Annotated in this window: 27 protein-coding genes and 1 tRNA gene; 13 read left to right on the forward strand and 15 right to left on the reverse strand. The window is 62.0% G+C overall.

Translation table 11 applies throughout. The annotated features are described in order from the left end of the window. The gene (gene tlpA, locus OU993_RS09905) at positions 1–660 is read left to right on the forward strand and encodes a thiol:disulfide interchange protein TlpA (protein WP_268156648.1); all 660 of its coding nucleotides are present in this window, start codon (positions 1–3) and stop codon (positions 658–660) included. 27 nt (positions 661–687) lie between these two features. Here tlpA and OU993_RS09910 read toward each other — a convergent pair whose 3' ends face one another. Further along, positions 688–1,560, reverse strand: coding sequence for a 3-hydroxybutyryl-CoA dehydrogenase (locus OU993_RS09910; protein ID WP_268156651.1), 873 nt, complete (start codon positions 1,558–1,560; stop codon positions 688–690). Positions 1,561–1,847: 287 nt separating this feature from the next. Here OU993_RS09910 and OU993_RS09915 point away from each other — a divergent pair, with 287 nt between their 5' ends. After that, positions 1,848–4,313 carry a methyl-accepting chemotaxis protein gene (locus OU993_RS09915; RefSeq protein ID WP_268156652.1) on the forward strand — a complete coding sequence of 822 codons (2,466 nt, stop codon included), beginning with the start codon at positions 1,848–1,850 and terminating at the stop codon, positions 4,311–4,313. 87 nt (positions 4,314–4,400) lie between these two features. Here the strand turns inward: OU993_RS09915 and OU993_RS09920 are convergent, their stop codons facing one another. From OU993_RS09920 to OU993_RS09945, 6 genes are all read right to left on the reverse strand, one after another. Further along, complete coding sequence (locus OU993_RS09920) at positions 4,401–5,330, reverse strand: electron transfer flavoprotein subunit alpha/FixB family protein (RefSeq protein ID WP_268156653.1); 930 nt, start codon at positions 5,328–5,330, stop codon at positions 4,401–4,403. A gap of 23 nt (positions 5,331–5,353) precedes the next feature. Continuing rightward, on the reverse strand, positions 5,354–6,103 hold the full coding sequence (locus OU993_RS09925; RefSeq protein ID WP_268156655.1) for an electron transfer flavoprotein subunit beta/FixA family protein: 750 nt from the start codon (positions 6,101–6,103) through the stop codon (positions 5,354–5,356). A gap of 167 nt (positions 6,104–6,270) precedes the next feature. After that, on the reverse strand, positions 6,271–6,987 hold the full coding sequence (locus OU993_RS09930; protein ID WP_268156656.1) for a rhomboid family intramembrane serine protease: 717 nt from the start codon (positions 6,985–6,987) through the stop codon (positions 6,271–6,273). Positions 6,988–7,028: 41 nt separating this feature from the next. Further along, positions 7,029–7,607 carry a cob(I)yrinic acid a,c-diamide adenosyltransferase gene (locus OU993_RS09935; protein ID WP_268156657.1) on the reverse strand — a complete coding sequence of 193 codons (579 nt, stop codon included), beginning with the start codon at positions 7,605–7,607 and terminating at the stop codon, positions 7,029–7,031. Positions 7,608–7,609: 2 nt separating this feature from the next. After that, the gene (locus OU993_RS09940) at positions 7,610–7,807 is read right to left on the reverse strand and encodes a twin transmembrane helix small protein (RefSeq protein ID WP_268156659.1); all 198 of its coding nucleotides are present in this window, start codon (positions 7,805–7,807) and stop codon (positions 7,610–7,612) included. A gap of 21 nt (positions 7,808–7,828) precedes the next feature. Then, positions 7,829–8,662 (reverse strand): SDR family oxidoreductase, encoded by an 834-nt coding sequence (locus tag OU993_RS09945; RefSeq protein WP_268156660.1) that lies wholly within the window; start codon positions 8,660–8,662, stop codon positions 7,829–7,831. Here OU993_RS09945 and OU993_RS09950 point away from each other — a divergent pair. Beyond that, a complete protein-coding gene (locus tag OU993_RS09950; protein ID WP_442792896.1) occupies positions 8,661–9,677 on the forward strand; it encodes a YihY/virulence factor BrkB family protein in 1,017 nt (338 codons plus the stop codon). The genes OU993_RS09945 and OU993_RS09950 overlap by 2 nt on opposite strands. On the opposite strand, the gene gluQRS is transcribed toward OU993_RS09950, so the two are convergent. Then, a complete protein-coding gene (gluQRS, locus tag OU993_RS09955; protein WP_268156663.1) occupies positions 9,642–10,523 on the reverse strand; it encodes a tRNA glutamyl-Q(34) synthetase GluQRS in 882 nt (293 codons plus the stop codon). The two genes, OU993_RS09950 and gluQRS, sit on opposite strands and share 36 nt — an antisense overlap. 33 nt (positions 10,524–10,556) lie before the next feature. Here gluQRS and OU993_RS09960 point away from each other — a divergent pair, with 33 nt between their 5' ends. Further along, complete coding sequence (locus OU993_RS09960; RefSeq protein WP_268156664.1) at positions 10,557–11,198, forward strand: DNA-3-methyladenine glycosylase family protein; 642 nt, start codon at positions 10,557–10,559, stop codon at positions 11,196–11,198. 100 nt (positions 11,199–11,298) lie between these two features. Next, positions 11,299–11,856, forward strand: coding sequence for an HNH endonuclease (locus tag OU993_RS09965; protein WP_268156665.1), 558 nt, complete (start codon positions 11,299–11,301; stop codon positions 11,854–11,856). 21 nt (positions 11,857–11,877) lie between these two features. On the opposite strand, the gene OU993_RS09970 is transcribed toward OU993_RS09965, so the two are convergent. Continuing rightward, positions 11,878–12,393: a disulfide bond formation protein B gene (locus tag OU993_RS09970; protein ID WP_268156666.1), complete on the reverse strand. Its 516-nt coding sequence runs from the start codon at positions 12,391–12,393 to the stop codon at positions 11,878–11,880. A 194-nt stretch (positions 12,394–12,587) separates the two neighbouring features. Between OU993_RS09970 and OU993_RS09975 the strand changes: the two genes are divergently transcribed. Continuing rightward, positions 12,588–12,672: transfer RNA gene (locus OU993_RS09975), tRNA-Leu, on the forward strand. Between the two features lie 86 nt (positions 12,673–12,758). Here OU993_RS09975 and OU993_RS09980 read toward each other — a convergent pair. The 5 genes from OU993_RS09980 to secA form a co-directional block, all read right to left on the reverse strand. Next, complete coding sequence (locus tag OU993_RS09980) at positions 12,759–13,127, reverse strand: DUF4189 domain-containing protein (protein WP_268156667.1); 369 nt, start codon at positions 13,125–13,127, stop codon at positions 12,759–12,761. Positions 13,128–13,135: 8 nt separating this feature from the next. Continuing rightward, positions 13,136–13,483, reverse strand: coding sequence for a hypothetical protein (locus OU993_RS09985; RefSeq protein ID WP_268156668.1), 348 nt, complete (start codon positions 13,481–13,483; stop codon positions 13,136–13,138). Between the two features lie 118 nt (positions 13,484–13,601). Further along, complete coding sequence (locus OU993_RS09990) at positions 13,602–14,885, reverse strand: GNAT family N-acetyltransferase (RefSeq protein WP_268156670.1); 1,284 nt, start codon at positions 14,883–14,885, stop codon at positions 13,602–13,604. Next, complete coding sequence (locus OU993_RS09995) at positions 14,878–16,302, reverse strand: lipopolysaccharide biosynthesis protein (RefSeq protein WP_268156671.1); 1,425 nt, start codon at positions 16,300–16,302, stop codon at positions 14,878–14,880. Before OU993_RS09995 ends, OU993_RS09990 begins: the two co-directional genes overlap by 8 nt. Positions 16,303–16,478: 176 nt before the next feature. Further along, entirely contained in the window at positions 16,479–19,187 is a 2,709-nt protein-coding gene (secA, locus tag OU993_RS10000; protein WP_268156672.1) for a preprotein translocase subunit SecA, read from the reverse strand. Between the two features lie 256 nt (positions 19,188–19,443). On the opposite strand from secA, the gene OU993_RS10005 reads away from it, so the two are divergent. The 6 genes from OU993_RS10005 to OU993_RS10030 all read left to right on the forward strand — a co-directional run bounded on the left by OU993_RS10005 (position 19,444) and on the right by OU993_RS10030 (position 23,434). Further along, positions 19,444–20,286: a peptidylprolyl isomerase gene (locus tag OU993_RS10005; protein WP_268156673.1), complete on the forward strand. Its 843-nt coding sequence runs from the start codon at positions 19,444–19,446 to the stop codon at positions 20,284–20,286. Positions 20,287–20,352: 66 nt separating this feature from the next. Next, positions 20,353–21,594, forward strand: coding sequence for a bifunctional glutamate N-acetyltransferase/amino-acid acetyltransferase ArgJ (gene argJ, locus OU993_RS10010; RefSeq protein WP_268156674.1), 1,242 nt, complete (start codon positions 20,353–20,355; stop codon positions 21,592–21,594). Between the two features lie 8 nt (positions 21,595–21,602). Continuing rightward, positions 21,603–22,376: a GNAT family N-acetyltransferase gene (locus OU993_RS10015; RefSeq protein ID WP_268156676.1), complete on the forward strand. Its 774-nt coding sequence runs from the start codon at positions 21,603–21,605 to the stop codon at positions 22,374–22,376. 2 nt (positions 22,377–22,378) lie between these two features. After that, positions 22,379–22,789: an 8-oxo-dGTP diphosphatase MutT gene (gene mutT / locus OU993_RS10020; RefSeq protein ID WP_442792897.1), complete on the forward strand. Its 411-nt coding sequence runs from the start codon at positions 22,379–22,381 to the stop codon at positions 22,787–22,789. A 111-nt stretch (positions 22,790–22,900) separates the two neighbouring features. Further along, positions 22,901–23,221, forward strand: coding sequence for a hypothetical protein (locus tag OU993_RS10025; RefSeq protein WP_268156680.1), 321 nt, complete (start codon positions 22,901–22,903; stop codon positions 23,219–23,221). A gap of 45 nt (positions 23,222–23,266) precedes the next feature. Continuing rightward, positions 23,267–23,434 carry a Flp family type IVb pilin gene (locus tag OU993_RS10030; RefSeq protein WP_268156682.1) on the forward strand — a complete coding sequence of 56 codons (168 nt, stop codon included), beginning with the start codon at positions 23,267–23,269 and terminating at the stop codon, positions 23,432–23,434. Here OU993_RS10030 and OU993_RS10035 read toward each other — a convergent pair. Then, positions 23,421–24,323, reverse strand: coding sequence for a methyltransferase domain-containing protein (locus OU993_RS10035; protein WP_268156687.1), 903 nt, complete (start codon positions 24,321–24,323; stop codon positions 23,421–23,423). The genes OU993_RS10030 and OU993_RS10035 overlap by 14 nt on opposite strands. A gap of 75 nt (positions 24,324–24,398) precedes the next feature. Here OU993_RS10035 and OU993_RS10040 point away from each other — a divergent pair, with 75 nt between their 5' ends. After that, the gene (locus tag OU993_RS10040) at positions 24,399–25,175 is read left to right on the forward strand and encodes a ComF family protein (protein ID WP_268156688.1); all 777 of its coding nucleotides are present in this window, start codon (positions 24,399–24,401) and stop codon (positions 25,173–25,175) included. Positions 25,176–25,213: the final 38 nt, after the last annotated feature.

Raw genomic sequence — 25,213 nt, forward strand, 5'->3', positions numbered from 1 at the left:
ATGCCGAACAAGAGACCCATGGGTCTGCCGTCCGCCCGCCTGATCCTGATTGCTGCCGTCGCCGGCATCATTGCCGGTGCCGTGGCGGTATACGTGAAGCCGACCCTGTCTGGCAATGCCACTGAAACGGCTGAAACGCAGTGCGAAGGTGCCGTTCAGCAGGCAAAGACCGTCTCCGAGCTTGCCAAGGGCGATATTGCCGCGCTGTCGGGAACCGACGCGCCGCGCCGGCTGCAGGCGCTGACCTTCAAGGGGCCGGATGGCGGGACGCTGACGCTTTCGGATTTCGAGGGCAAGACGGTGCTTTTGAACCTCTGGGCCACCTGGTGCGGCCCCTGCCGCGAGGAGATGCCGGCGCTCAACAACCTGCAGGCCGCCAAGGGCAGCGATCGTTTCGAGGTGGTGGCCGTCAATATCGATACCGGCGGCGACGACAAACCGAAGGCCTTCCTGGAAGAAACCGGGGTGCACCAGCTCGCCTATTACCGCGACAGTTCGATGGGTGTGTTCAACACGCTCAAGAAGGAGGGGCTTGCCTTCGGCCTGCCGGTGACGCTCGTCATCAACCGCCAGGGCTGCCTGATCGGCTCGATGAACGGCCCGGCCGCCTGGGATGGCGAACAGGCAAAGACCCTGATCGATCGGGTCTCGGCGCTTTGAAGCACTGAAACCCGGTCGATCTGTGTCTCAACGGGTCGGAACCGGCACTTCGCCGCGATAGTCGTAGAAGCCGCGGCCGGATTTGCGGCCGAGCCAGCCAGCCTCGACATATTTCACCAGCAGCGGGCAGGGGCGGTATTTGCTGTCGGCCAGCCCGTCATGCAGCACCTGCATGATTGACAGGCAGGTATCCAGACCGATGAAATCGGCAAGCTGCAGCGGTCCCATCGGATGGTTGGCGCCGAGCTTCATGGCGGTGTCGATGGCCTCGACCGAGCCCACGCCTTCATACAGCGTGTAGATCGCTTCGTTGATCATCGGCAGCAGGATGCGGTTGACGATGAAGGCGGGGAAATCCTCCGCGACGGTGACCGTCTTGTCGAGCGAGGCGGCGAACTCCTTGGCGGCGCGGAAAGTCTGTTCGCCGGTCGCAATGCCGCGCACCAGTTCCACGAGCTTCATCACCGGAACCGGGTTCATGAAATGAATGCCCATGAACTGTTCCGGCCGGTCGGTGCTGGCGGCAAGGCGCGTGATCGAGAGGGAAGACGTGTTGGTCGCAAGAATGGCTTCCGGCTTCAGCACCGGGCAGATCTGGCCAAAGATCTTGCGTTTGACGCTTTCGTCTTCCGTCGCTGCTTCGATGAGAAGATCGACAGGCGCGAGATCATGGTAATCGACCGTGCCGCTGATGCGCGAAAGGGCTGCCTTTCGGTCCTCGTCGCTCATCTTGCCATTGGAGACCTGACGGGCGAGGTTGCCGTTGATGGTGGCAAGACCCGCCTCGATCCGTTCGCTGGACAGGTCGTAGATCGTCACCTTGTAGCCGGCCAACGCGCTGACATGCGCGATACCGCAGCCCATCTGACCTGCTCCCACTATTCCGACATTCGTGATCATGACGCCCCGTTTCTCATCAAGAGGTATTGCGGCTGCAGCGATTGTTGTCCCAGCCCGGCGCGCGCCCGGACAGGGTCCCGCACGTCCACAGCTGTGATAATGCCGCAGCGCGGGATTTTCCAGCCCCCGCCGCCGTTTCAAAGGCAGCGGCGCGGATGCCTGCATCTCTTTTCGGCAGGTGATGTCGCATAATTTAGGCAGATCTTAAGCGATTCATCCATAGTCTATCCTGTGAGAATGGCCGGATTTCCTGCTGAATGACGGCGATTGGCGAGGGAAGACACGCGATGCGGATTGCAAGAAAACTTCCAGTTTTTGTCACACTGGTTGTGATCTGTTCCATTGGTGCAGCAAGTTTTGCCGGCCTGTTCGAGAGTTCGCGGGTGGTGAAGGCCCAGGCGATGGAAAAGCTGGAGGCGACGGCGGACGGACGGCGCAACGAGGCCGAACTCTATTTCGCCAATATGCTGACCAATCTTCGCTCGCTGGCAGGTGTTGCAACGACAGGCGAGGCGCTGCACAAGTTCCGCCGTGACTGGCGTTACCTGGGTGAGAAGCCGCGCGAGACGCTGACCGACCGCTACATCACCAACAATCCGAACCCGGCGGGCAAACGCGCTGAACTCGATACGGCGCGTGTCGATACCTATGACAGCAACCACGCCCTTTATCACCCGGCGCTTTACGCCTCGCTGAAGCGCTACGGATATTCCGACCTCTACCTGATCGATGCGAAGGGCACGATCATGTATACGGTCCAGAAGAATGCGGAGTATGCCGCCAATATTGCCGATCCGGAACTCAAGGATACGGCGCTGGCAAAGGCCTTCCGGGCGGTGGCGGAAACCGAGGATCGCGAACAATACGCCTTTTCCGATTACGTGCTTTATGGGCCACAAAAGCAGGCCACCACCTTCCTCGCCCTGCCGCTGTTCATGAACGATATCAAGGTCGGCGTCATCGTGGCGGGCATTCCGGCGACGCGCCTCAACGCAATGTTCGCCAACCGGACCGGCCTTGGCCAGACCGGCGAGACCCTGCTCGTTAATGAAGCCGGCGTCATCGTGACGGATTCGGCGCTGACGGGCGACAACGACGCGCTGCTGGGCAAGATCGACTCCCCGATGGTGGCCAATGCCATCGGCGGCCAGAAGGTGACCGATACGCTGACCGGTTATCGCGACCGGGTGAATTATGCTGCCGCCACGCCGCTTGCCTTTGGCGGGCACAAATGGGCCGTGCTTGCCGTGATGGCAGAGGACGAGGCGCTGTCCAGCCTCATCAGCATGCGCAACACCATCCTGATCATGGCGATCGGTATTCTGGTCTTGGCCATCATCGCGGCGGTGCTCGTGTCCCGCAGCATCTCCCGGCCGATCCGTGATCTGGTCGACGCCATGACGAAGCTTGCCGGTGGCGATACCTCCATCGCGCTGAAAGGCGAAACACGGTCCGACGAAATCGGCGACATGGTCCGTTCCGTTGCCGTCTTCCGGGATGCGGCGGTTGAGAAGATGCATATGCAGAGTCAGGCGGAGCGGGATCGGCAGTTGTCCGAGGAAGAACGCCTGGCCCGTGACCGTGCCCGTGCCGAGGAGACCGCTCGCCTCCAGCAGACCGTGGAGATCCTGGGGGCAGGCCTGCAGCGACTGGCCTCCGGCGACCTGGCGACGACCATCGATACGCCCTTCATGGAAGGTCTCGACCGCCTTCGAACCGACTTCAACCAGTCGATCCGCAATCTTTCGAGCACGCTTCAGCAGGTCTCCAACAATACGGCCTCGATCAACGGTACCGCAGCCGGCATGGTGGCGGCCACCGACGACCTGTCGCGGCGTTCCGAACAGCAGGCGGCGGCGATCGAGGAAACCTCGGCCGTCATCTCGCAGATCCTCGAGGCGATCCGTCTGTCGACCGAGCGCGCCGCCGATGCCCGCAAGATGGTGGCCGAAGCCAAACAATCGACCGACAAGTCCGGCGAGATCGTCAGCTCCGCCGTCGATGCCATGAGCCGGATCGAAGCGGCGTCCAAGGAAATCTCGCAGATCATCAACGTGATCGACGAAATCGCCTTCCAGACCAACCTGCTGGCGCTGAATGCCGGCGTCGAGGCCGCACGCGCCGGCGAGGCTGGCAAGGGTTTTGCCGTCGTGGCACAGGAAGTCCGCGAACTTGCACAACGCTCCGCCCAGGCGGCGCGCGAGATCAAGGAACTGATCGGCAAGTCCGGGGATGCGGTCAAGACCGGCGTCCATCTGGTGCAGGATACCGGCAGCGCGCTTGACGAGATCGCGACGCAGGTTTCGCGCATCAACGAACGCATCGGATCGATTGCCGAGGCGGCAGGCGAACAGACGGAAAGCGTGCGGGAGATCTCCACCGCCATTCGCCAGATGGAGAATACGACCCAGCAGAATTCGCAGATGGCCGAACGGACCAACAACGACATGGCCCGGCTGACGCAGGATGCGCAGGAATTGTCCGGTCTCGTGTCGCGGTTCCATCTTTCGGAGGATCAGCCGAGGCCTTCCGCGGGCCGGCCGCTGATGGATCTGCCGCTTCCGGTTTCGGTTCCGGCACGACCGGCAGTCGTGCCTTCATCGACCAAGCCGCGGATCAAGCCGGCGGATGCGAGCAGCCGCCAGATCAGTTCGCCTGCCAGAAACCTTCTGAACAAGGTGGCGCAGGGCATCCAGTCCGCCGCGGGCGGAGCGCCGGCCAAGACCGGCGATCAGAACTGGGAAGAGTTCTGATCTTTCCCGATGTTTCAAACGAAAAGGCCGTGTCCGACGTCGGACACGGCCTTCCTTGTATGGCGTCGACGGACTTTGTCGTAAGGCTCAGAGCGCCTTTTCAAGTTCCGGGATGATCTGGAACAGATCGCCGACGAGGCCGTAATCCGCGACCTGGAAGATCGGGGCTTCTTCGTCCTTGTTGATGGCGACGATCACCTTGGAATCCTTCATGCCGGCGAGGTGCTGGATGGCACCGGAAATGCCGCAGGCGATGTAGAGATCCGGAGCAACCACCTTGCCGGTCTGGCCGACCTGCCAGTCGTTCGGTGCATAACCCGCATCGACGGCAGCGCGCGAGGCACCGACGGCGGCACCCAGCTTGTCGGCGAGCGGCAGGATGACCTCCTGGAACTTTTCCGACGAACCGAGCGCACGACCACCCGAAACGATGATCTTCGCGGAGGTGAGTTCCGGCCGGTCGGAGGAGGACAGCGCGTCTTCGACAAAGGTGGACAGGCCGGGATTTGCGGCGGCCGAGATCGTCTCGACGGCGGCCGAACCGCCTTCGCCAGCGGCAGAGAAGGCGGCCGAACGAACGGTGATGACCTTCTTGGCATCGGTCGACTGCACCGTCTGGATGGCGTTGCCGGCATAGATCGGGCGCTTGAAAGTGTCTGCGGAGATCACGTCGATGATTTCCGAAACCTGCATCACGTCGAGCAGGGCTGCCACGCGCGGCATGACATTCTTGGCCGAGGCGGTGGCGGCGGCGATGATGACGTCATAGGCACCGGACAGCGACACGATGAGATCGGCGAGCGGCTCGGCAAGATTGTTGGCGAGGCCCGCATCATCGGCGAGCAGCACCTTCGACACACCAGAGAGCTTTGCCGCGGCGTCGGCTGCGGCCTGTGCGCCGGCGCCAGCCACCAGCACATGCACGTCGCCGCCGATCTTGGCAGCGGCCGTCAGCGCCTTGGCGGTCTGATCGGAAAGGCTTGCGCCGTCATGTTCTGCGAGAAGAAGAATAGCCATGTTCGTATCTCCTTATCCGTTCCTTAGAGGACGCCTGCTTCGACCTTGAGCTTTTCGACCAGCTCGGCGACGCTCTTGACCTTGATGCCGGCCTTGCGGCCGCCGGGCTCTTCCGTCTTCAGGACCTTCAGGCGCGGTGCGAGATCGACGCCGAAATCGGCAGGCGCCTTTTTGTCGAGCGGCTTCTTCTTGGCCTTCATGATGTTCGGCAGCGAAGCGTAACGCGGCTCGTTCAAGCGCAGGTCGGTCGTGACGATCGCCGGAAGCTTGACCTCGATCGTCTGCAGGCCGCCATCGACTTCGCGGGTGACCTTGGCGCTGTCGGCAGAAAGCTCGACCTTCGAGGCAAACGTTGCCTGGCCCCATTTCAGGAGCGCTGCCAGCATCTGGCCGGTCTGGTTCGAATCATCGTCGATCGCCTGCTTGCCGAGAATGACGAGACCGGGATTTTCCGCCTCGACCACACCCTTCAACAGCTTGGCGACAGCCAGCGGCTCGACCGTTTCGTCCGTCTCGATCAGAATGCCGCGGTCTGCACCCATGGCGAGCGCCGTGCGGATCGTTTCTTCCGCCTTGGCCGGGCCGATCGAGACCACGACGATTTCTTCCGCCTTGCCAGCTTCCTTCAGCCGCAGGGCCTCCTCCACGGAGATCTCGTCGAACGGGTTCATCGACATCTTCACGTTGGCCAGCTCGACGCCGGTTCCGTCCGCCTTCACGCGGATCTTCACGTTGTAGTCGACAACCCGCTTCACAGGCACCAGGATCTTCATGACTTCCTTCCTCAGATAAAACCAGTGGGGAAAATGCGGCCTCTCCCAAGCGGCCGATTGTCAATGGGCGACATGGATACGCATTTTTGCACCGAACACAAAGGCTTTTCAGCTTTTTCAGGGGTGCAATTTGGTCATCCCCCCATTCCCGCGTGGGGTGATCGAGACTAATCCTCGAGTTCGACTGCGCGTGGCGCAACGATCCGGCGGTCGAACAGCGGCACGCCCGGTCGGCGCAGCACGACCACGAGAATCGACCCCGCCAGGATGCCGCCGACATGGGCGCCCCAGGACACCCTGCCTTCCAGATCCAGCACCAGCATGACGAATTGCTGGGCGACCCAGAGGATGAGTGGAATGAAGGCCGGCAGCGGCAGCGGAATGCGGAAGAACACCAGGGTCCAGAGACGGACGCGCGGGTGGAGGATGAGATAGGCGACAACGATGCCGGACACCGCCCCGGAGGCGCCGACCAGCGGGGCCTCCGAGAGCGGGTTGATGAGGCCGTGGAAGAGGGCGCCGGCCGCGGCGCACAGGAGGTAAAAGAGCAGGAACCGAATGTGCCCCAGCGCATCCTCGACATTGTCGCCGAAGACCCAGAGGAAGACCATGTTCGGGGCGAGATGCCAAAAATCGAAATGCACGAAGGCATAGGTGAGGAAGGTCGCTTCGCCGGGCAGGATATCGAGGCTTGGCGGCAGAATGGCGTGATCGAAAGCGACAGCGGGGATGAAGCCGAGGGTGAGCGCCGCAAGATCGGCCGCGCCGTCCGGCACGACGCTGCCGAAGGCCCAGACGAGGACATTCGTGACGATCAGGCCGATCGTCACGTATTGGACGCGGATGTGCTTCAGGTGATTGACGTCGTAGAGCGGAATAAACATCGGTGACCTTTTACTCCGCTCCCGGCGCCATGATTGCTCAGTTACCTATTCTTGCCCGGAACCCAGAGGATGTCAGCCTTGCCGCCGCCATTCGCATACCGGGCTGCGACAAACAGGAAGTCGGACAGGCGGTTGATGTATTTGAGGGCAGGCGCCCCAACGATTTCGCCCTCCTGCTTGGAGAGCTCGACCATCAACCGTTCCGCCCGTCGCGAGATGGTGCGCGCCACATGCAGCTGTGCGGCCGCCGGTGAACCGCCCGGCAGGACGAAGGAGGTGAGGGGGTCGAGATTGGCATTCAGCGTGTCGATTTCGCCTTCCAGCCGGTCCACCTGCGACTGGACGATGCGCAGCGGTTCCCATTCCACCTTCTGGCCCGTATCGGGTGTCGCCAGGTCAGCGCCGAGATCGAAAAGATCGTTCTGGATGCGAAACAGCATGCCGTCGAGTTCCGCCATCGCACCGGTGTGCAGGCGGGCGACGCCGATCACCGAATTGGTTTCATCCACCGTGCCATAGGCATCCACCCGCAGGTCGTGTTTCAGTCGGCGTGGGCCAGTGACCAAGCCCGTGGTTCCGTCATCGCCGGTGCGGGTGTAGATCTTGTTGAGCTTCACCACGATCAGCGACCTCCGCCGGTCAGCCACAGCGTCAGCATGATCAGAACGATCGCGATCGCCTGCAGCATGACACGCAGCTGCATGAGCTTGTTGGACTTGTTGACATCCTTGCCCTGCAGCATGTTGAACAGGCCGCGGATCAGGACGAGAACCACGAGACCCATCACGATGAGGGCCAGAATGGTGGTAAAGCTGGACATGGAGATGCCTTTTCTGAGGTTTCAGTCCGTCTTACGCAACAGCCTGTAGAACAGATCTGCCGGCAGCAGCCGCTTCAGCAACACACCCTGCTTGGCGGGTTTGGTCACCAGGTAATGTGGCCGGGGGCGCGGTGCATTCAAGGCGTGCACAAGAACCTCGTGCACGGCTTCCGGCCCGAGTTTGTGCTTGTTGATCGGGCCGGACCCATCCAGCCGGGCAAGCTGCCGCTTATATTCGCGCGCATGGGCGGAGTTCTCGACATCGATATGGGCTTCGATCGCCGCCAGCGCATTGGCGGTAAAACGGGTCGCGATCGGACCGGGCTCGATCAGGCTGACGAAGATGCCGCTGCCGTCGAGTTCCATCCGGAGAGTTACGCCCAGCCCCTCGATCGCATGTTTGGAGGCATTGTAGGCGCCGCGATAACGATAGGGAACCAGGCCGAGAATGGACGAGCACTGGACGATGCGGCCTGTCCCACGCGCGCGCATGAATGGAATGACCTGCCGCGTCAGTTCGTGCCAGCCGAAGACATTGGTCTCGAACTGCAGGCGCAACACGTCCGTCGGCAGGTCCTCGACGGCGCCCGGCTGGCCATAGGCGCCGTTGTTGAACAGAGCGTCGATCCGCCCGCCGGTGCGCTGGCTGACCTCCTTCACCAATGCGTCGATCGTCTCCTGCTTCGTGTAGTCCATGAGCAGGGTCTCGATGCCGTCCGCTTCAAGGGATGCGACATCCTCCGGCTTGCGCACGGTCGCAAAGACGCGCCAACCGTCCTTCTGCAGGGCGCGGGCGCAATAGGCGCCAATCCCGGATGAACAGCCGGTAATGATGATCGTGCGCTGATCGGACATGGCCCCTCCTGTACATTGCCTCTGCATTTCCCATATTTGGGCTTCAGTGACAACGGAGTTCCCCTTGAGCGAGCAAGGACAGACGATCCGGCCTTTCCGGCTTTGCTTCAAAGTCTTCTATGACGCCTATTGTCATTTCAACGATGATGATGGCTGGGCGCTGGCAAGCCATGTGGCGCTCTCCGGCCTGCTGGCCCTGTTTCCGTTCCTGATCTTCGGCACGGCGCTTGCCGGTTTCCTGGGCGCCAACAGCTTTTCCGACACGGCGGTGCATCTTCTGTTCGACACCTGGCCGGCGGATATTGCCGAGCCGCTCGCCGCGGAAATTCGTCGGGTTCTCGACATTCCGCGCGGTGGGCTTCTGACAATCTCGGTGCTGGCCGCGGCCTATTTCGCCTCCAACGGGGTGGAGGCGCTCAGGATCTCGCTGAACCGGGCCTACCGGGTGGCGGAAAGCCGCGCCTGGTACGTGACGCGCCTCGCAAGCCTCGGTTACGTGATCGTGGCCGTGGTGATCTTCGCCGCGATCAGCATCGTGCTCGTCGCGATCCCGATCGCCATCCGGTATGCGGGCGCGCGTCTGCCCTGGCTGCAGGATGAATTGACCCACATCTCCAGCTTCGGGCTGCTCGGCACCGCCATCGTGCTCTTCCTCGGCCTGATCGTCTGCCACAAATGGCTGCCGGCCGGAAACCGCAGGCTGATCGACATCCTGCCGGGGATCGTTCTGACGCTGATCTGCTGGAGCGCCTTCGGGTTTGCCTTCGCTTCCTATCTGTCTACCTTCGCCAATTACGCCGCCACCTATGCCGGCCTTGCCTCGGTGATGATCGTGCTGGTCTTCCTCTACATGGTCGGCGTGATCTTCATATTGGGGGCGGAGGTGAATGCAGCGCTGATGAAATACCGCGTCTATTCGACCCTCAAACACGCAAGGCGGGCCTCTGGCGATAAAGCGGCCGTTCCCGACGATGTGCCGTCAAAGACCAAGCAGGTCGCGAATATCAGCCGGTGAATGGCCGGAGGCGCGCAGCGCCGCAATGCCCGTCGATCCCTGGCTCTTCGACAGTTTTCGCCCATCCGGACCAAGGATCAGCCGGTGATGGTGGTACAGCGGCTGCGGCAGGTCCAGCAGGTGCTGCAGCAGGCGGTGCACGGAGGTGGCGTGGAAGAGGTCGAGCCCGCGCACCACATGGGTGACGCCCTGGGCCGCATCATCCACCACCACCGACAAATGATAGCTGGAGGGCGCATCCGAGCGGGACAGGATGACATCGCCCCAGGCGGCCGCGTTGACCTGGATCTCGCCTTTTTCGCCATCGCCGGTTTCGGTCCAGGCAAGCGGCGTGCCGATGAGAGCCAGCGCCTTCTGCATGTCGAGCCTCAGCGCATGGCGAAGCCCGCTTTGCAGCAGTCTCTGGCGTTCCGCCGGGCTTCGGTCCCGGTCGTCCGGGGGGTAGAGCGGCGCGCCATCCGGATCGCGCGGCCAGGGTTTGCCGGCCGCCTCCGCCGCATGCACACGCGCCTTCACCTCGCCGCGGGTCAGGAAGGCGGGATAGATCAGCCCCTGGTCTTCCAGCCGGCGCAGCGCCGCATGGTAGTCGTCAAAATGTTCGGACTGGCGGCGCACCGGCTCTTCCCAGGCAAAACCGATCCAAGCGAGATCGGAAAAGATCTCGTGCTCGAATTCCGGACGGCAGCGCGTCTGGTCGATGTCCTCGATCCGCAGGAGAAGGCGCCCCTGTGCGTCCAGCGCCATCTGTTGATTGATGAGCGCGGACAGCGCATGCCCGAGATGCAGGAAGCCGTTGGGGCTTGGGGCAAAGCGGAAGACGGGCTTTTGACGTTCGATGTGGACCATGGTTTCTTCTGCCACGAATCGGGAGGCAATTCGATGGCCGTGATACGGGATGAGCGCGATATTGCGGAAGGGCTTGCCGCGCTCATGGATCTGGATCCGGCCTTGCGGCCGGTGATCGAAGCGGCCGGTCCGGTGCCGCTGCGCCTCTCCGAACCCGGTTTTGCCGGGCTCGCGCATATCATCGTCTCGCAGATGGTCTCGAAGGCCAGCGCGAATGCCATCTGGTCGCGAATGGTGGCGCAGGGTCCCGTGACGCCGGAGAGTTTCCTTGCCCATGCACCGGATGTCGTTGCCGGTTTCGGCCTGTCGCGGGCGAAGACGCTGACGATCTCCGGCGTGGCACGGGCGATCGTCGATGGTGAGCTCGATCTTGCCCGGCTTGGCGACATGCCGGTCGAAGAGGCGATGGCTCGGCTCATGGCGCTGAAGGGGATCGGTCCCTGGACAGCGGAGGTCTATCTGATGTTCTGCCTCGGCGCGCCGGACATTTTTCCGGTGGGCGACGTGGCGTTGAGGGCAGCGCTTGGCCACGCCTTCGGCATGAACGAACGTCCGTCGCTTACGCTTGCGGCGGAACGGGCGGCATTGTGGCGCCCGTGGCGGTCTGTCGCCGCACGCCTCTTCTGGGCCTATTATGCCCGCGAAATGCGGCGTGACGCGCTCCCGGTGACGTGATCGCCTGTGACAGGGACTGCGTCATAAATTCGGCTTCACATTCCTGTAACAACGGACCTAATATAGAAAGGACATAAGCCGAATCGGTGAGGAGCGTCCGTTGACGATTGCAGTCTCCCCGCAGGCCCTGCCGGCGCTCGTCTTGAACGCTGACTACCGGCCGCTGAGTTATTACCCCTTGTCGCTGTGGTCCTGGCAGGACGCGATCAAGGCAGTCTTTCTTGACCGTGTGAATATCATCGCAGAGTATGAACACTCGGTTTCCTCTCCCACCTTCTCGATGCGATTACCGAGTGTCGTCAGTCTCAAGACCTACGTTCAGCCCACTCGAAACCCCGCCTTCACCCGCTTCAACGTTTTCCTCCGCGACAAATTCGAGTGCCAGTATTGTGGCTCCCGCGAGGACCTGACCTTCGATCACGTGATACCCCGAGCCCATGGCGGGGAAACAACCTGGGAAAATGTGGTGGCTGCCTGCTCCCCCTGCAATCTGAAAAAAGGCAGCAAACTTCCCAAGCAGGCGGGCATGTTCCCCCACCAGGCGCCCTATCAGCCGACCGTGCAGGACCTGCACAACAATGGCCGGCTCTTCCCCCCGAACTATCTGCACGAAAGCTGGATGGACTATCTCTACTGGGATACCGAACTGCAGCCGTAACGCCCGGTTCTTTTGCGAGGATCAGCCGCGCCGCGTGAGAGCGGAGCGGAAGGCGAATGCCGCGAGCGCCAGGCTTGCAATGACGTTCCAGCCGGCGAAGGAAAGACCCAGTACACGCAGCGCCGCTTCCGTACAGGAGGGGCCCTTGATCGTGTTGAGGTCATTCAGCAGGTTGGCGGCACTGGTCGTCATGCCGTTGGCCGTCGTGGAACAGGTGGCGGGGCCTTCCCAGAAACCCCATTCGACGCCGGAATGATAGATCCCCATGCCTGCACCGATGACCATCATGATGCCGACGACGGCGATGAGGCCGCGGGTGACGGCGGGCGGCAGGCGGAAGGCTGCGGTCGCAAGCGCGCCGAGCGCCACCGGAATGCCCCAGTAATAGGGTTCGCGCTGCAGAAGGCAGAGCGCGCACGGGATGTAGCCGCCGATATGCTGGAAACCGAGCGCCGTTCCCACGGTTGCCGCCATGCCGAGTGCAAGAATGGCGGAATGCGCCATCAGGGAGGGGCGGGTGTCGTCTGTGGCTGCCATCAGGATCTCCGGACGCTGGACTTCTTGGCTCCTGCTCTAATGATTGGTTTCAAACCTGTAAACGCCGAACCGGCCGGGCGCATCATTCTGCCACGGGCAATTCTTTGTGAGATGCAATAAGTTCGTCGGCTGGCAGGTGTGCATGCTTGCGCGACTAGAATTTCCTGTGCTAGACGGCAACCACCACTTTCGATGCCCCGTTGGCGGAATTGGTAGACGCGCCTGACTCAAAATCAGGTTCCGAAAGGAGTGCTGGTTCGATTCCGGCACGGGGCACCATCGACTTCCCATTGCCTGACACATCTATTCTGCAGATGTCTTCCGCCGCCATCAGGGCTGATAGCGGCGGGTGGGTATCTTTTGCCTTACTGGCAGTCGGAGACGACGATCTTGCAGTTCGGGCAGTCTTCGAGCGCGCCGCGTTCGGCTTCGCGCAGCGTGCGGCCCCAACCGATGCCGTATTTCACGCGGTCGCCGGCATAGGCGCCGCAGGTTTCGAACCAGACGGCCACTTCGCAGTCGTCATTGCCGGCAGACAGGCATTCGCGCATGGCGTTGCGTTCTGCTTCCTTCCGAGTGCTGCCCCAGCCGATGCCGTAGCCCACTTCATGCGCGGCCGTCCCCTGGGAATCGTTGACGGCAATCGCGCCGAAGGCCAGCGCGCTGCTGCAGGTTGCAAGGAGGCCGGCAACGACAAATGCGGCCTTGATGGTGTTTTTGCGCAATCCGGTCATGGCGTGCCTCAATTCTTCGACAGGCTGATGGTGTAGGAGCCCATGGCGCACAGGTCCTGCGTATCTTCCAGCGTCTCGATGTTGGAATCGGCAGTAAACTCGAAGCGCATGTCGTACTGGCAGACGGAGCGACCGTCTCCGATGGTGATTTCCATGCTTTCGCCCGGCTCGATGACGTCGTCCCCGAAGACGTCCTCTTCCCAGTTGTTGACGCCGACAGGCGAGGTGAAGAAACGTTCAATCGTTCCATTCGTGTTGTTCTTCAACGTAAAGACGAGATCTTCGGCTTTAGACGTTGAAATCGTTGCAGACAGCGCCATCAAAGCAACCGCCGCAGTAAATAAAGTCCTGATCATGTTGGATCCCCGTACCCAAAATCGGGCGGATATTTCCTAGCATAATCAACGCCACCTTCAACGGGGGGCATCATTAAGTATTAATCTTAGCAAATGAAGAAAACGGCCGGCCGTGGTGTCATGCGTCGCGGCCGGCAAGTCCCATGATCTTTTCGCGCAGGATCCGCGCCATGTTGCGCGTGTTGCGGTAGAGGTGAAGCTGGGCTGCGACCTGGCGCACGTCCCGGTCGCCCGATTCATTCAGCCCGATGACGAGAGTTCCCATCTCTTCGCGTTCAGTCCAGAGCCTGCTCATGATCGGATGGTCCGGCACCGCGCAGCTGTCGGTGCGCAGGATGTTGGCATCGTCCAGATGCCAGTCCGTGACCTTCATCATCAGCAGCTTGCCCGGCGAGAAACGGGCGAACTCCTCGTCGTAAGCGGTCTTCCAGGTATAGGCTTCACCGGCCATGATGAAGACGACGAGCGAGGCGATGGCGCGGCCGTTCCAGTCGAGCGTGTGGATACGAACCGCGTCGGCTTCGGCGAGATTGCCGATCGCTTCGCGGGCAAAGGCGGCGCGGTAGCGGTCGTTGATCAGGGCGGAGCGCTTGCGGCCCTTCCAGCCCTTGGCTTCAAGGGCCAGGAATTCCTCGGTGCGGCGACGGATATCACCGGGCTGGCGGGCAATCTCATAGGTCAGTGTGCCGGTCTTTTCCATCTTGCGCCACAGGCGCCGCATTTCCCGCAGATGGTGGGCGGACACGGCCTGCCGCAGATATGTTTCCCCGTCGACGAGGCTTTCGAGAGTCGGGCGTTGATAGGGGCTTGTGATCGACAGCGGCAGGTTGCGGGCAACGGCGACGGCACGGATCAACTGGGCGAAACGGCCGTTCAGCCGAAGATCCGGCATAACCAGCACTTTCGGCAGGCGCGTCTGCCGGTTGGCGAGTGCTTCCAACAGATTGTCCAGCGTTTCAGCGGCATCTTCCGCGTCGACCAGGGGCGTGCCGAGCGGACCGAAGGGGTTCGCCCACACACGCAGGATGGAGGCGCCGACGGAAAAGCCAGGTTTCTCGACGGAAAACGGCATCAGCAGGCGCATGCGGCTGGTGCGGTCACTCTGGTCCCGGATCAGCGCGAGTTGCACCTGGCGGTCTTCGACGCGCGGCATGGCAGGCGCCAGCATCCGTCCGCTGAAGAAGACGTTCGGCTCCATGACGCGGTTGGAGAGGAAATCGAGCTCCTCTTGCAGGTCATAGCCCATGGTGGCGGGATAAATGGAAAGGGAACGGCCCGGACGGCCAACCGCTACCTTCAGCGGCGCATCGGGGATCGCGACGGTCTGACGCACGAAACCCGCGCCGTTTGGCGTTTGCGCGGCATTGGCCAGTGGACGTGCGACGGGCGGAAGCTCAACCATGGTGGTCCGGCCTTTCTACGCCTGCTGTCGATGGGTTTGCGGCAAAGGCAAAGAGGGTGATGCCGAGGGTGAGACGGACCGCGACGTGGAGAAGGATCGCTTCGATGATCATCGCAAGGGCGGTGGCGGAGGCGGCGCCCGAAAGCCCGAAATGCGGAATGAGCGTGATGTTGAGGCCGATATTGCAGGCCAGCACAAAGGTGTAGAGGGCGACGCACAGCGTCTGCCGGCCGGCCATGTTGAGGAGCACTTCGCCGGGTCCCACGGAGGATTTGGCAAGGATCCCGGCAAACAGGATGACCATCAGGATATAGCCTTCCGTGAATCCGGGGCCGAAGAGCGCCAGCAGGAATTCACCCAGCGCAAGTACGGTGAGGCCGACCGCCAGCGCCGGCCAGAAACTCCAGCGGGCGGCCTGGACGGCGAAGGAGGCAAGAGCCGTCTGATCGTTCGCGGCCATGATGGCGGAGAAGCGCGGAGCCGCTGCGGCCTTCACCGAAAAATAGACGAACTGGACGAGCGCGATGGATTTTGCCGCCGCATAATAGACGGCGACCTGATCCGGCGGCAGATAGAGGCCGACGACCACGACGTCCGAATTGGTCAGCAGGAAACCGATGCCATCGACCAGGAAGAGCGGGAAGGCGAAGCGCATCCAGGGTCCGAGGTCGAAGGCAAGGCTTCCCCGGCCGTGCAGTCGCTTCAGCCGCATCGTGACGCGGATGAACTGGAAGAGCGTCGTCAGATAGGTGGCGGCAAGGGCCGCCTCCATCGCAGTGCGGGCCGCACGCGGCTGGCCGAGCCAGACGGCGATGAGCATGAAGGCCAGAATGAGCAGCGGGCGGATGATGTAGGTCGGGCTGAGCGCGGTCACCGTCCAGCCATTGGCCCGCGCGGTACCGTCCAGAACGTCGCCCAGCGCAATCATCGGCAGGGTGAAGAGTGCAAGGATGACCGGAACCATCCAGTAATCCGGAATGATGTGGTCGAAGACCTGCAGGACGGTGAAACCCGATGCGGCCAGCACGGTGGCGGCGAGCATGGCAAGAACACGCGCCGTCCAGTTCAGGCCACGCAGCAGTTCGATCTCACCGCGCGTTGCGTGGTGCGCAAGGAACCGGATCACTGCGGTATGCAGGCCGAGGCAGGACAGATTGCCGAAAACGACGACGAGAACCCAGACGAAGGCGAAGATGCCGTATTCGAACTCGCCCATCAGGCGCGCCATGATGATCTGCGACACGAAGGCGATCGCGGCACTGATGACACGGATGACGAAGGCGATCAGGGCCATGCGCTGGGCGCGGGCGGTTTCGTCGCTGCCGCTCAGGATCGGGGCAAGCTTCCGGGCGATCGGCACAAGCCGAATCCGGAGGCTGAGCGGGATGAGTTTCTCCGCTGTTTCGATCACTGTCATGTAAGGCGCACTACCCGTGGGACGCAGGACTTTCCGCAGCCGACTATGCTCCCGACAGGGTTAAGAAACGATTGCCCGTGGTTGCAACGACACCTTTCCCTTGCCGCGGACAAACAAAAGGGCCGCCCGGTGGGCGACCCTTGAATGTCTTGTTCGGATCTTGTCCGGCGGCAGCGTCACACCTGTTCGAACGCGCCGTGGCAATGCTTGTATTTGCGGCCGGAACCGCAGGGGCAGGGTTCGTTGCGGCCGACCTTGCCCCAGGTGGACTGGTCCACAGGGTCGCGATTTTCCGGCGCCACGGCCGGCAGGATGGCGGCCTGCGCGAATTCGTCCTGGCCGGTCGTCGCGTCGATGTGATGGGCCTGCATGACCGGCGGCGGTTCCGGGGCTGGCTGATCGCGCACGAGTTCGACGCGCATCAGCTGGGCGGTGACGGCCTCGCGCAGGTTTGCCAGCAGGGCCTGGAAGAGTTCGAAGGCCTCCGCCTTGTATTCCTGCAGCGGGTCACGCTGCGCATAACCGCGGAAACCGACGACGGAGCGCAGATGGTCGAGGTTGACGATGTGCTCGCGCCACAGGTGATCCAGCGTCTGCAGCAGCACCGAGCGCTCGACATAGGTCATGATTTCCGGGCCGAAGCGTTCGGCGCGATCCTGGGCGGCGGCGTCGGCCGCCTGCATCAGGCGCTCGCGGATATCGTCTTCGGCAATGCCTTCTTCCTGCACCCATTCTTCGATCGGCAGGTCGAGGTTCAGCAGGCGCTGGGCCGCTTCCTTGAGGCCTGCCGCATCCCACTGTTCGGCATAGGCGCGCTCGGGAATGTGCTTCGTCACGAGGATGTCGACGACCTCATGGCGCATGTCGCTGACGGTCTCGGTGAGATCGGTCGCATCCATCAGTTCGATGCGCTGTTCGAAGATCACCTTGCGCTGGTCGTTGGTGACGTCGTCATACTTCAGGAGATTCTTGCGGATGTCGAAGTTGCGGGCTTCGACCTTCTTCTGGGCCCGTTCCAGCGCCTTGTTGATCCAGGGGTGAACAATCGCCTCGCCTTCCTTGAGGCCGAGCTTCTGCAGCATGCCGTCCATGCGGTCGGAGCCGAAGATGCGCATCAGGTCGTCCTGCAGCGACAGGTAGAATTTCGAGCGGCCCGGATCGCCCTGGCGGCCGGAGCGGCCACGTAGCTGGTTGTCGATGCGGCGGCTTTCGTGGCGTTCGGTGGCGATCACGTAGAGACCGCCGGCGGCGAGCGCCTTTTCCTTGAGCTGCTTGACCTCGGCGCGGATGGCCGCCTCCTTGGCGTCGCGCTCCGGACCGGGCTCCATGCCTTCCAGTTCACGCTCCAGGCGCATGTCGATATTGCCGCCGAGCTGGATGTCGGTACCGCGGCCTGCCATGTTCGTTGCGATCGTGACGGCACCCGGAACGCCGGCCTGGCTGACGATATAGGCTTCCTGTTCGTGATACCGGGCGTTCAGAACGCTGAATGCGTCAAAACCTGCCTTTTTCAGCATGGCGGCCAGCAGCTCGGATTTCTCGATCGAGGTGGTGCCGACGAGCACGGGCTGGTTGCGCGCGTGGGCAGTCTTGATTTCCTCGATGATCGCCTTGAACTTTTCCTCGTTGGTCCGGTAGACCTCGTCGTCCTCGTCGATACGCTGGATCGGCAGGTTCGTCGGTACTTCGATGACGTCGAGCCGGTAGATGTTGGCGAATTCTTCCGCTTCCGTGGAGGCCGTGCCGGTCATGCCGGCAAGCTTTTCATACATGCGGAAGTAGTTCTGGAAGGTGATCGAGGCCAGCGTCTGGTTTTCCGGCTGGATCTGCACCTTTTCCTTGGCTTCGAGCGCCTGGTGCTGGCCTTCCGAATAACGGCGGCCCGGCATCATGCGACCGGTGAACTCGTCGATGATGACGATCTCGTTGTTACGGACGATGTAGTCCTTGTCGCGCTGGAAGAGCTTGTGGGCCTTCAGCGCATTGTTGATGTGGTGGACGATCGCGACGTTCTCCACGTCGTAGAGCGACTCGCCCTTCAGAAGCCCCGCCTGACGCAGCAGGTTTTCCAGCTTCTCGGTGCCGGCTTCGGAGAAGTTGGCAGAGCGCTGCTTCTCGTCGATTTCGTAGTCTTCCGCCGACAGCAGCGGAATGAAGGCATCGATCGTGTTGTAGAGATCGGAGCGGTCGTCCAGCGGGCCGGAAATGATCAGCGGCGTGCGCGCCTCGTCGATCAGGATCGAGTCCACTTCGTCGACGATCGCGAAATTGTGGCCGCGCTGCACCATCTGGCCGCGGTCATATTTCATGTTGTCACGCAGATAGTCGAAGCCGAGCTCGTTGTTCGTCGCGTAGGTGATGTCGCAGGCATAGGCCGCGCGGCGCTGCTCGTCGTCGAGGCCGTGAACGATGACGCCCGTGGTCAGTCCGAGGAAGCCGTAAAGCCGGCCCATGATGGCGGCGTCGCGGCTTGCCAGGTAGTCGTTGACGGTTACGACGTGCACGCCCTTGCCTGACAGGGCATTCAGGTAGACCGGCAGCGTCGCCACCAGCGTCTTGCCTTCGCCGGTCTTCATTTCGGCGATCGCGCCTTCATGCAGGATCATGCCGCCGGTGAGCTGCACGTCGAAGGGGCGCATGCCCAGCACACGGCGCGAGGCTTCACGGACAACGGCAAAGGCGGGGGCGAGAATGTCGTCGAGAGACTTGCCGTCGGCAAGCTGCTGCTTGAATTCCTGGGTCTTGGCTGCCAGTTGCGCATCGCTCAGAGCCTTGATGTTCTCCTCCAGTGCGCCGATGGCACTGATACGGGAACGATAGGAGCGTACACGGCGGTCGTTGGCTGAACCGAAGAACTTGCGGGCAATCCCACCAAGGCTGACCATACGAATGGTCCTTTCTAGACTGATGTGTCATCACGTGACCGGATGACCCAGCATCTGTCTGCCGTTTTTACACAGGCAAAATGCCGGATCTGCCCGGAAACTCTTCTGGACGCGAAGTAGCGTGACAGATAAGAGGGGGGTCGAATGATGTCAACGGTTCCGACCGATACAGAAAGGCCATAATCCGGTGTTTCTGAGAGTGTTCCGGCCGGTCCCGGTTGTCATCGGACCGGTGTTCAATCCGAAAGGTAGTTCAATGTTTCGCCCCACATTCATCGCAGCTGCCGCCCTGGCCGTCGCGGTTTCCTTCCAGGCGCCGGCATTCGCTCAGAACGATGCCGTTATCGCCAAGATCGGCACTGTCGAAATCCGCCAGTCGGATCTGGACACGGCGCTTGCCAATCTGAGCCAGCAGTATCAGCAGCTGCCGGAAGACCAGCGCAAGATCGCCGCCCTCTCGCAGCTGATCGACATCAAGCTGGTGGCGAAGAAGGCGGAAGCGGCCGGTCTGCAGAATGCCGACGATTTCAAGAAGCGCATGGCCTACCTGCAGGAGCGCGAACTGCACAACGCTTACCTGCGTGACCAGTTCGACAAGCTGAAGCCGGAAGAGGTCAAGGCACGTTATGACAAGGAAGTCGCTGCCCTTCCGAAGGAAGAGGAAGTGCATGCCCGCCATATCCTGGTGAAGACCGAGGAAGAGGCGAAGGAGATCATCAAGCAGCTGGATGCCGGCAAGGACTTCATCGAACTGGCCAAGGAAAAGTCGGAAGACACCAGCAAGTCCGATGGCGGCGACCTCGGTTATTTCACCAAGGGCCGCATGGTTCCGGAATTCGAACAGGCTGCCTTTGCTCTGGAAAAGGGTGCCTACACGAAGACCCCGGTCCAGTCGCAGTTCGGCTGGCACGTGATCAAGGTCGAAGACAAGCGTGACGCACAGCCGCCGGCATTCGACCAGGTCGAGCCGCAGGTTCGCCAGATCGTCATGCAGGAGAAGTATACCCAGATCATCGACGATGCGAAGAAGGACCAGAAGGTCGAGATCATGGACGAGGCCATGCGCAAAGGCTATGAGGAACTGACCAAGGGCGAATAATCCGCTCGTCGAAAGATCAACCTGGCCCGCATTTGCGGGCCTTTCCATATCCGGATCTCAAGGCTCATGTCCGCAACCGTTTCCCCGCTCGCCCCGAAATCCTATCCCGAAATGCCGACCCTGCGCGGTGTGCGCATGGCAACGGCTGCCGCCGGCATCAAGTACAAGAACCGCACCGACGTTCTGTTGATGGTGTTCGACGAACCGGCTGCCGTCGCCGGCGTCTTCACGCGCTCCAAGTGCCCGTCGGCACCGGTTGATTTCTGCCGTGCCAACCTGCCGACCGGCAAGGCGCGCGCCGTGGTCGTCAATTCGGGCAATGCCAATGCGTTTACCGGCGTCAAGGGCAAGGCCGCGACGGAACTGACGGCGCGTTCCGCATCGGAAGCGGTGGGATGCGCCACCAACGAGGTCTATCTCGCCTCCACCGGCGTGATCGGCGAGCCGCTCGATGCCACCAAGTTTGCCGGTGTTTTGGGCGACATGCATGGTCAGGCGACCGGCGATTTCTGGCTGGAAGCCGCCAAGGCGATCATGACGACCGATACCTATCCGAAGGTCGCGACCCGCACCGCCGAGATCGGCGGCGTGACGGTGACGATCAACGGCATCGCCAAGGGTGCCGGCATGATCGCGCCCGACATGGCGACCATGCTCTCCTTCGTGGCGACCGATGCCGATATCGCTCCGGCCGCGCTTCAGGCGCTGTTGTCCCAAGGCGTTGGGCCAACCTTCAATTCCGTAACGGTCGACAGCGATACCTCGACTTCGGACACGCTTCTGCTGTTTGCGACGGGCAAGGCGAAAGACGATGGCCAGGTGGTGGTGGAGACGGCGGATGATCCGCGGCTTTCCTCCTTCCGCGCAGCGCTGAACGATCTGCTGAAGGACCTTGCTCTGCAGGTGGTGCGCGATGGCGAAGGCGCCCGCAAGATGGTTGAAGTCACCGTGACCGGTGCCGAAAGTGATGCCGCGGCCAAGCGCATCGCGCTGTCGATTGCCAATTCGCCGCTGGTGAAGACGGCGGTGGCCGGCGAGGATGCCAATTGGGGCCGCGTTGTCATGGCGGTCGGAAAGTCGGGCGAGATGGCCGACCGTGACCGTCTGGCCATCTGGTTCGGCGATGTGCGCGTTGCCGTCAACGGCGAGCGCGATCCGGACTATTCCGAAGCGGCCACCACCGCCGTGATGCAGCAGGAAGACATTCTGATCCGTGCCGATATCGGTCTTGGCTCCGGAACCGCAACCGTCTGGACATGTGACCTGACGAAGGAATATGTCGCCATCAATGGTGACTACCGGAGCTGACGATATTGATGCAGGCAATTTCTCCCCACAGCAACCTGCCGCTTGTGCGGCGTCTGGAAGCGGTGGGTTTTCGTGCGTGGCCCGCGGCTTCCGTCGTTTATGACGGGAGCTGGCAGGTTCGGCTGACCGGCGGGCATCCGTCGAAGCGGCTGAATTCCGTCGTGCCGCTCGATCCGTCGGACTATCGCGATGCGGAGATGCGGATCGAGAAGGCGCGCAAGCGTTTTGAGGATTATGGCCGCCCGCTCGTGATCCGCGAGACGCCGCTTGCGCCGCTGCCCCTGTTGACCATGCTCGATGCGGAGGGCTGGGAGGTCTTCGAAACCGTCAAGGTGATGACCGCCGATCTGGCGGGGCTCGAGCTTCCGGATGTCCTCGATCATCTGCCGAGCCATGATATCGGTCGTTTCATCGACGCGCTGATCACCGTCGATCAGGACGATCCGGCGATCAAGCCGGCGCTGGCCGAGATCATCAGCGCCATCAAACCTGCGACCGGTCTGTTCACGGTGGAGAATCCGGGAGAAGCTCCGCAGGCCGTTGCGCTGTGCGTTCAGGACAATGACCTGGCGGGTATCCTGTCGTTCTGCGTGGCGCAGGATCAGCGACGCAAGGGCCTGGGGACCGAGATGCTTTCGACAGCTCTCAGATGGGCCCGGATCAGTGGTGCGCGCACAGCCTGGCTGCAGGTGCATACACACAACCTCGCCGCCATCGCGCTTTACGAAAAGTTCGGCTTCCGCGAAGTCTATCAGTACCGTTACTGGCGTCAGGGGAAATGAGCGTGGGCGAGGGAAAGAAGATCGTTCTGGTTGCGGCCTGCGCTCTGGTGGATGCCGACGGCCGTATTCTGCTGGCCCAGCGTCCCGAAGGCAAAAGCCTTGCCGGTCTCTGGGAGTTTCCGGGCGGCAAGGTGGAGACCGGCGAAACGCCGGAAGAGACGCTTGTGCGGGAACTCGACGAGGAGCTCGGTATTAGCACCAAGGTCGCGTGTCTCGCGCCGCTCACCTTCGCAAGCCACACCTATGAGACCTTCCACCTGCTGATGCCGCTATATGTGTGCCGTCGCTACGAGGGCATTCCGAGCGGCCGGGAAGGCCAGGCCATCAAATGGGTTCGCCCGAACGCGCTTCGGGATTATCCGATGCCGCCGGCGGACGAACCGCTCATTCCCTTCCTGCAGGATCTGCTCTGACTTATCCACAGACCGCTGGTGGTGGTCCTCTTTGCGCTCACCGTTAACAGATCCTTTAACGGATTTGGACAATATGCAGCATTACGGATGTAACTGCGTAACGAGGCCGCCATGGATGAGGAATTCTGGAAAACTGTTCGTGCCCAGCAGAGGGCGTCGATCAGATCCGGCAGGACGGGTGCGCTGAATGTCGCGCTGCTGTTCGGGACGGCGGTGATTGCCCTGTCGCTGATCGTGACGCCGATGCTGGCCAGCCGTCAGGATACGCGCCACCTTGCCCATGTGCAGGAAGAATTCGACATGATCACCACGGGTTCGATCAAGTCTGAAGAAAAAGGAACGAAACATTATACAATTCGCCGTAGCGTTCTGCAGGAAACGCCCGGCTCCGTTTGCGTCGTGCAGGGCTATGGTAGCGATGATCCCTGTTGAACCGCCAAGGGTTGCCTGAGCTGCCCTCGGCGGCGAAGGAATGCGATGAAGACCTTTTTGCGATTTCTTCTCGACGACACCGGCGCGACAGCCGTTGAGTACGGGCTTTTGGCGGGTATTCTGGGCGTCGCCCTGATCGTCGGCTTCGGCGCGCTCAGCAACAACGTCGAAAACGTTCTCAATACCGTCAGCAACAGCATCAAGACTGACTAGGCTTTTCCTTTGAAGGGTCGTCCAGGCCCACTTTCAGCGCGTCCGCCAGTCGCATCTTGGCCGAACCCGGCTTCAGTGGTTTCTGCTGGCTTTCATGCGGTGCCCAGCCCGACACATAGACAATCGAGAAGGTGGCGCGGATGCGTCCGTCCGCATCGGCGTAACGTTCGGCGTAAAGCTCCGCAGCGCGCAGGAAAAAGCGGCGGGTGAGGGGCTTGCGGCTGCGGCCGATCAGCGGGTTGGTCATGCCCATGGCGCGCAGATCCCGCATCAGATCAAACAGCGTATCGTAACGGACGGTGTAGTTTTCCGCATCGATGACCGGCAGGGCGAAACCGGCGCGCTGCAGCAGGCCGCCGATATCGCGCACATCCGCAAAGGGGATGACGCGCGGGCTGGCACCTCCCAGAACCTCCGCTTCCGCCGAAAGCAGCACATCCCGCAATTCGCCCAGTGTCCCGGCTCCGGGAATGGCGGCGAGGAAGAGGCCATCCGGCTTCAGCGCCCTGCGAATGCGCACCATCATGCCGGGCGTATCATTGGTGAGGTGCAGGGACAGCGGCGACAGCACCAGATTGACCGACTGATCCGCCAAAGGCACGTCTTCCAGGTCTGCCGGTTCGACCGCTTCTGCGGAGGTGGCGAAGACCGGTCCCGTCTCGATGCGGCGGATGGTGCCTATGCGGCCGGTGGCAAAGGCCTCGCGAGCGGCCGAACCGGTGCCGCCATGCAGTTCCACCGCCTCATCGAAATGCCGTTCCACCACTGCCAGTCGCTCGGCCAGTTCGCGGGCCGCGAGATCCACCAGGAAATCGGCGCCGGAGGTGGCACGCTGGGCGGCGCGTTCGCGTCGGCGGGTGACCAGCGGCAGGTCGAAAAGCATGTCCATCGCACATTCCACTCACAGGTTTTCGGATCGCAATTTCGGGTCGCATGGGCGCCACGATCGGATTAAAGTCAAGAGATGGGGGATGTGGACGACAAAATCGAGGTTCTGCCGCGTCGTTTCCGGTGGTCGCACTGGATTCGTCCGGTGCTGGACGTCCTTTATCCGCCCTCCTGCGCGGCCTGCGGTATCAGGACCGGCGAACATCATGCGCTGTGTCCCGCCTGCTGGCGACAGATGCGCTTCATCGAGCGGCCTTTCTGCGAGGTTCTGGGCATTCCCTTTTCTTATGATCCCGGGGAGGGCATGGTCTGTGCCGAGGCGATCGCCGAACCGCCGGTGTTCGACCGGCTGCGGGCGGTTGCCCTGCATGAGGGACCTGCCCGGTCCCTGGTGCATGCGCTGAAATACCGGGACCGGACGGAACTTGCCGGCATGATGGCCGGTTGGATGCAGCGGGCGGGCGGCCAGCACCTGCAGCAGGCGGATGTCATCGTTCCGGTGCCGCTGCACTGGAGCCGGCTCGCCAGCCGTCGGTTCAATCAGGCGGCGGAATTGGCGCGCGCCTTGTCGAGGCTGTCGGGCAAGCCGCTGCTTTCCGATGTGCTCGTGCGCCGCAAACGGACGCTGCGCCAGGTGGGGCTGACAGCACGCGCCCGCGAGGACAATCTGCGGGCGGCATTCCGTGTCGCGAAAGGCCGCGAGAACATGGTCTTCGGCCGGCACATCGTGCTCGTTGATGATGTCTACACCACCGGGGCGACGGTTTCTTCTGCAACGAAGGCCCTGAAGCGGGCCGGTGCGGCGCAGGTGACGGTTTTGAGCTTTGCAATGGCGCTGCGTCAGCCTATATGACGAACGAAAGACAGGTGGTCCCGCGACCAGTTGCGGGC

The sequence above is a fragment of the Rhizobium sp. SL86 genome, assembly GCF_026672545.1.
Lineage (GTDB): Bacteria > Pseudomonadota > Alphaproteobacteria > Rhizobiales > Rhizobiaceae > Neorhizobium.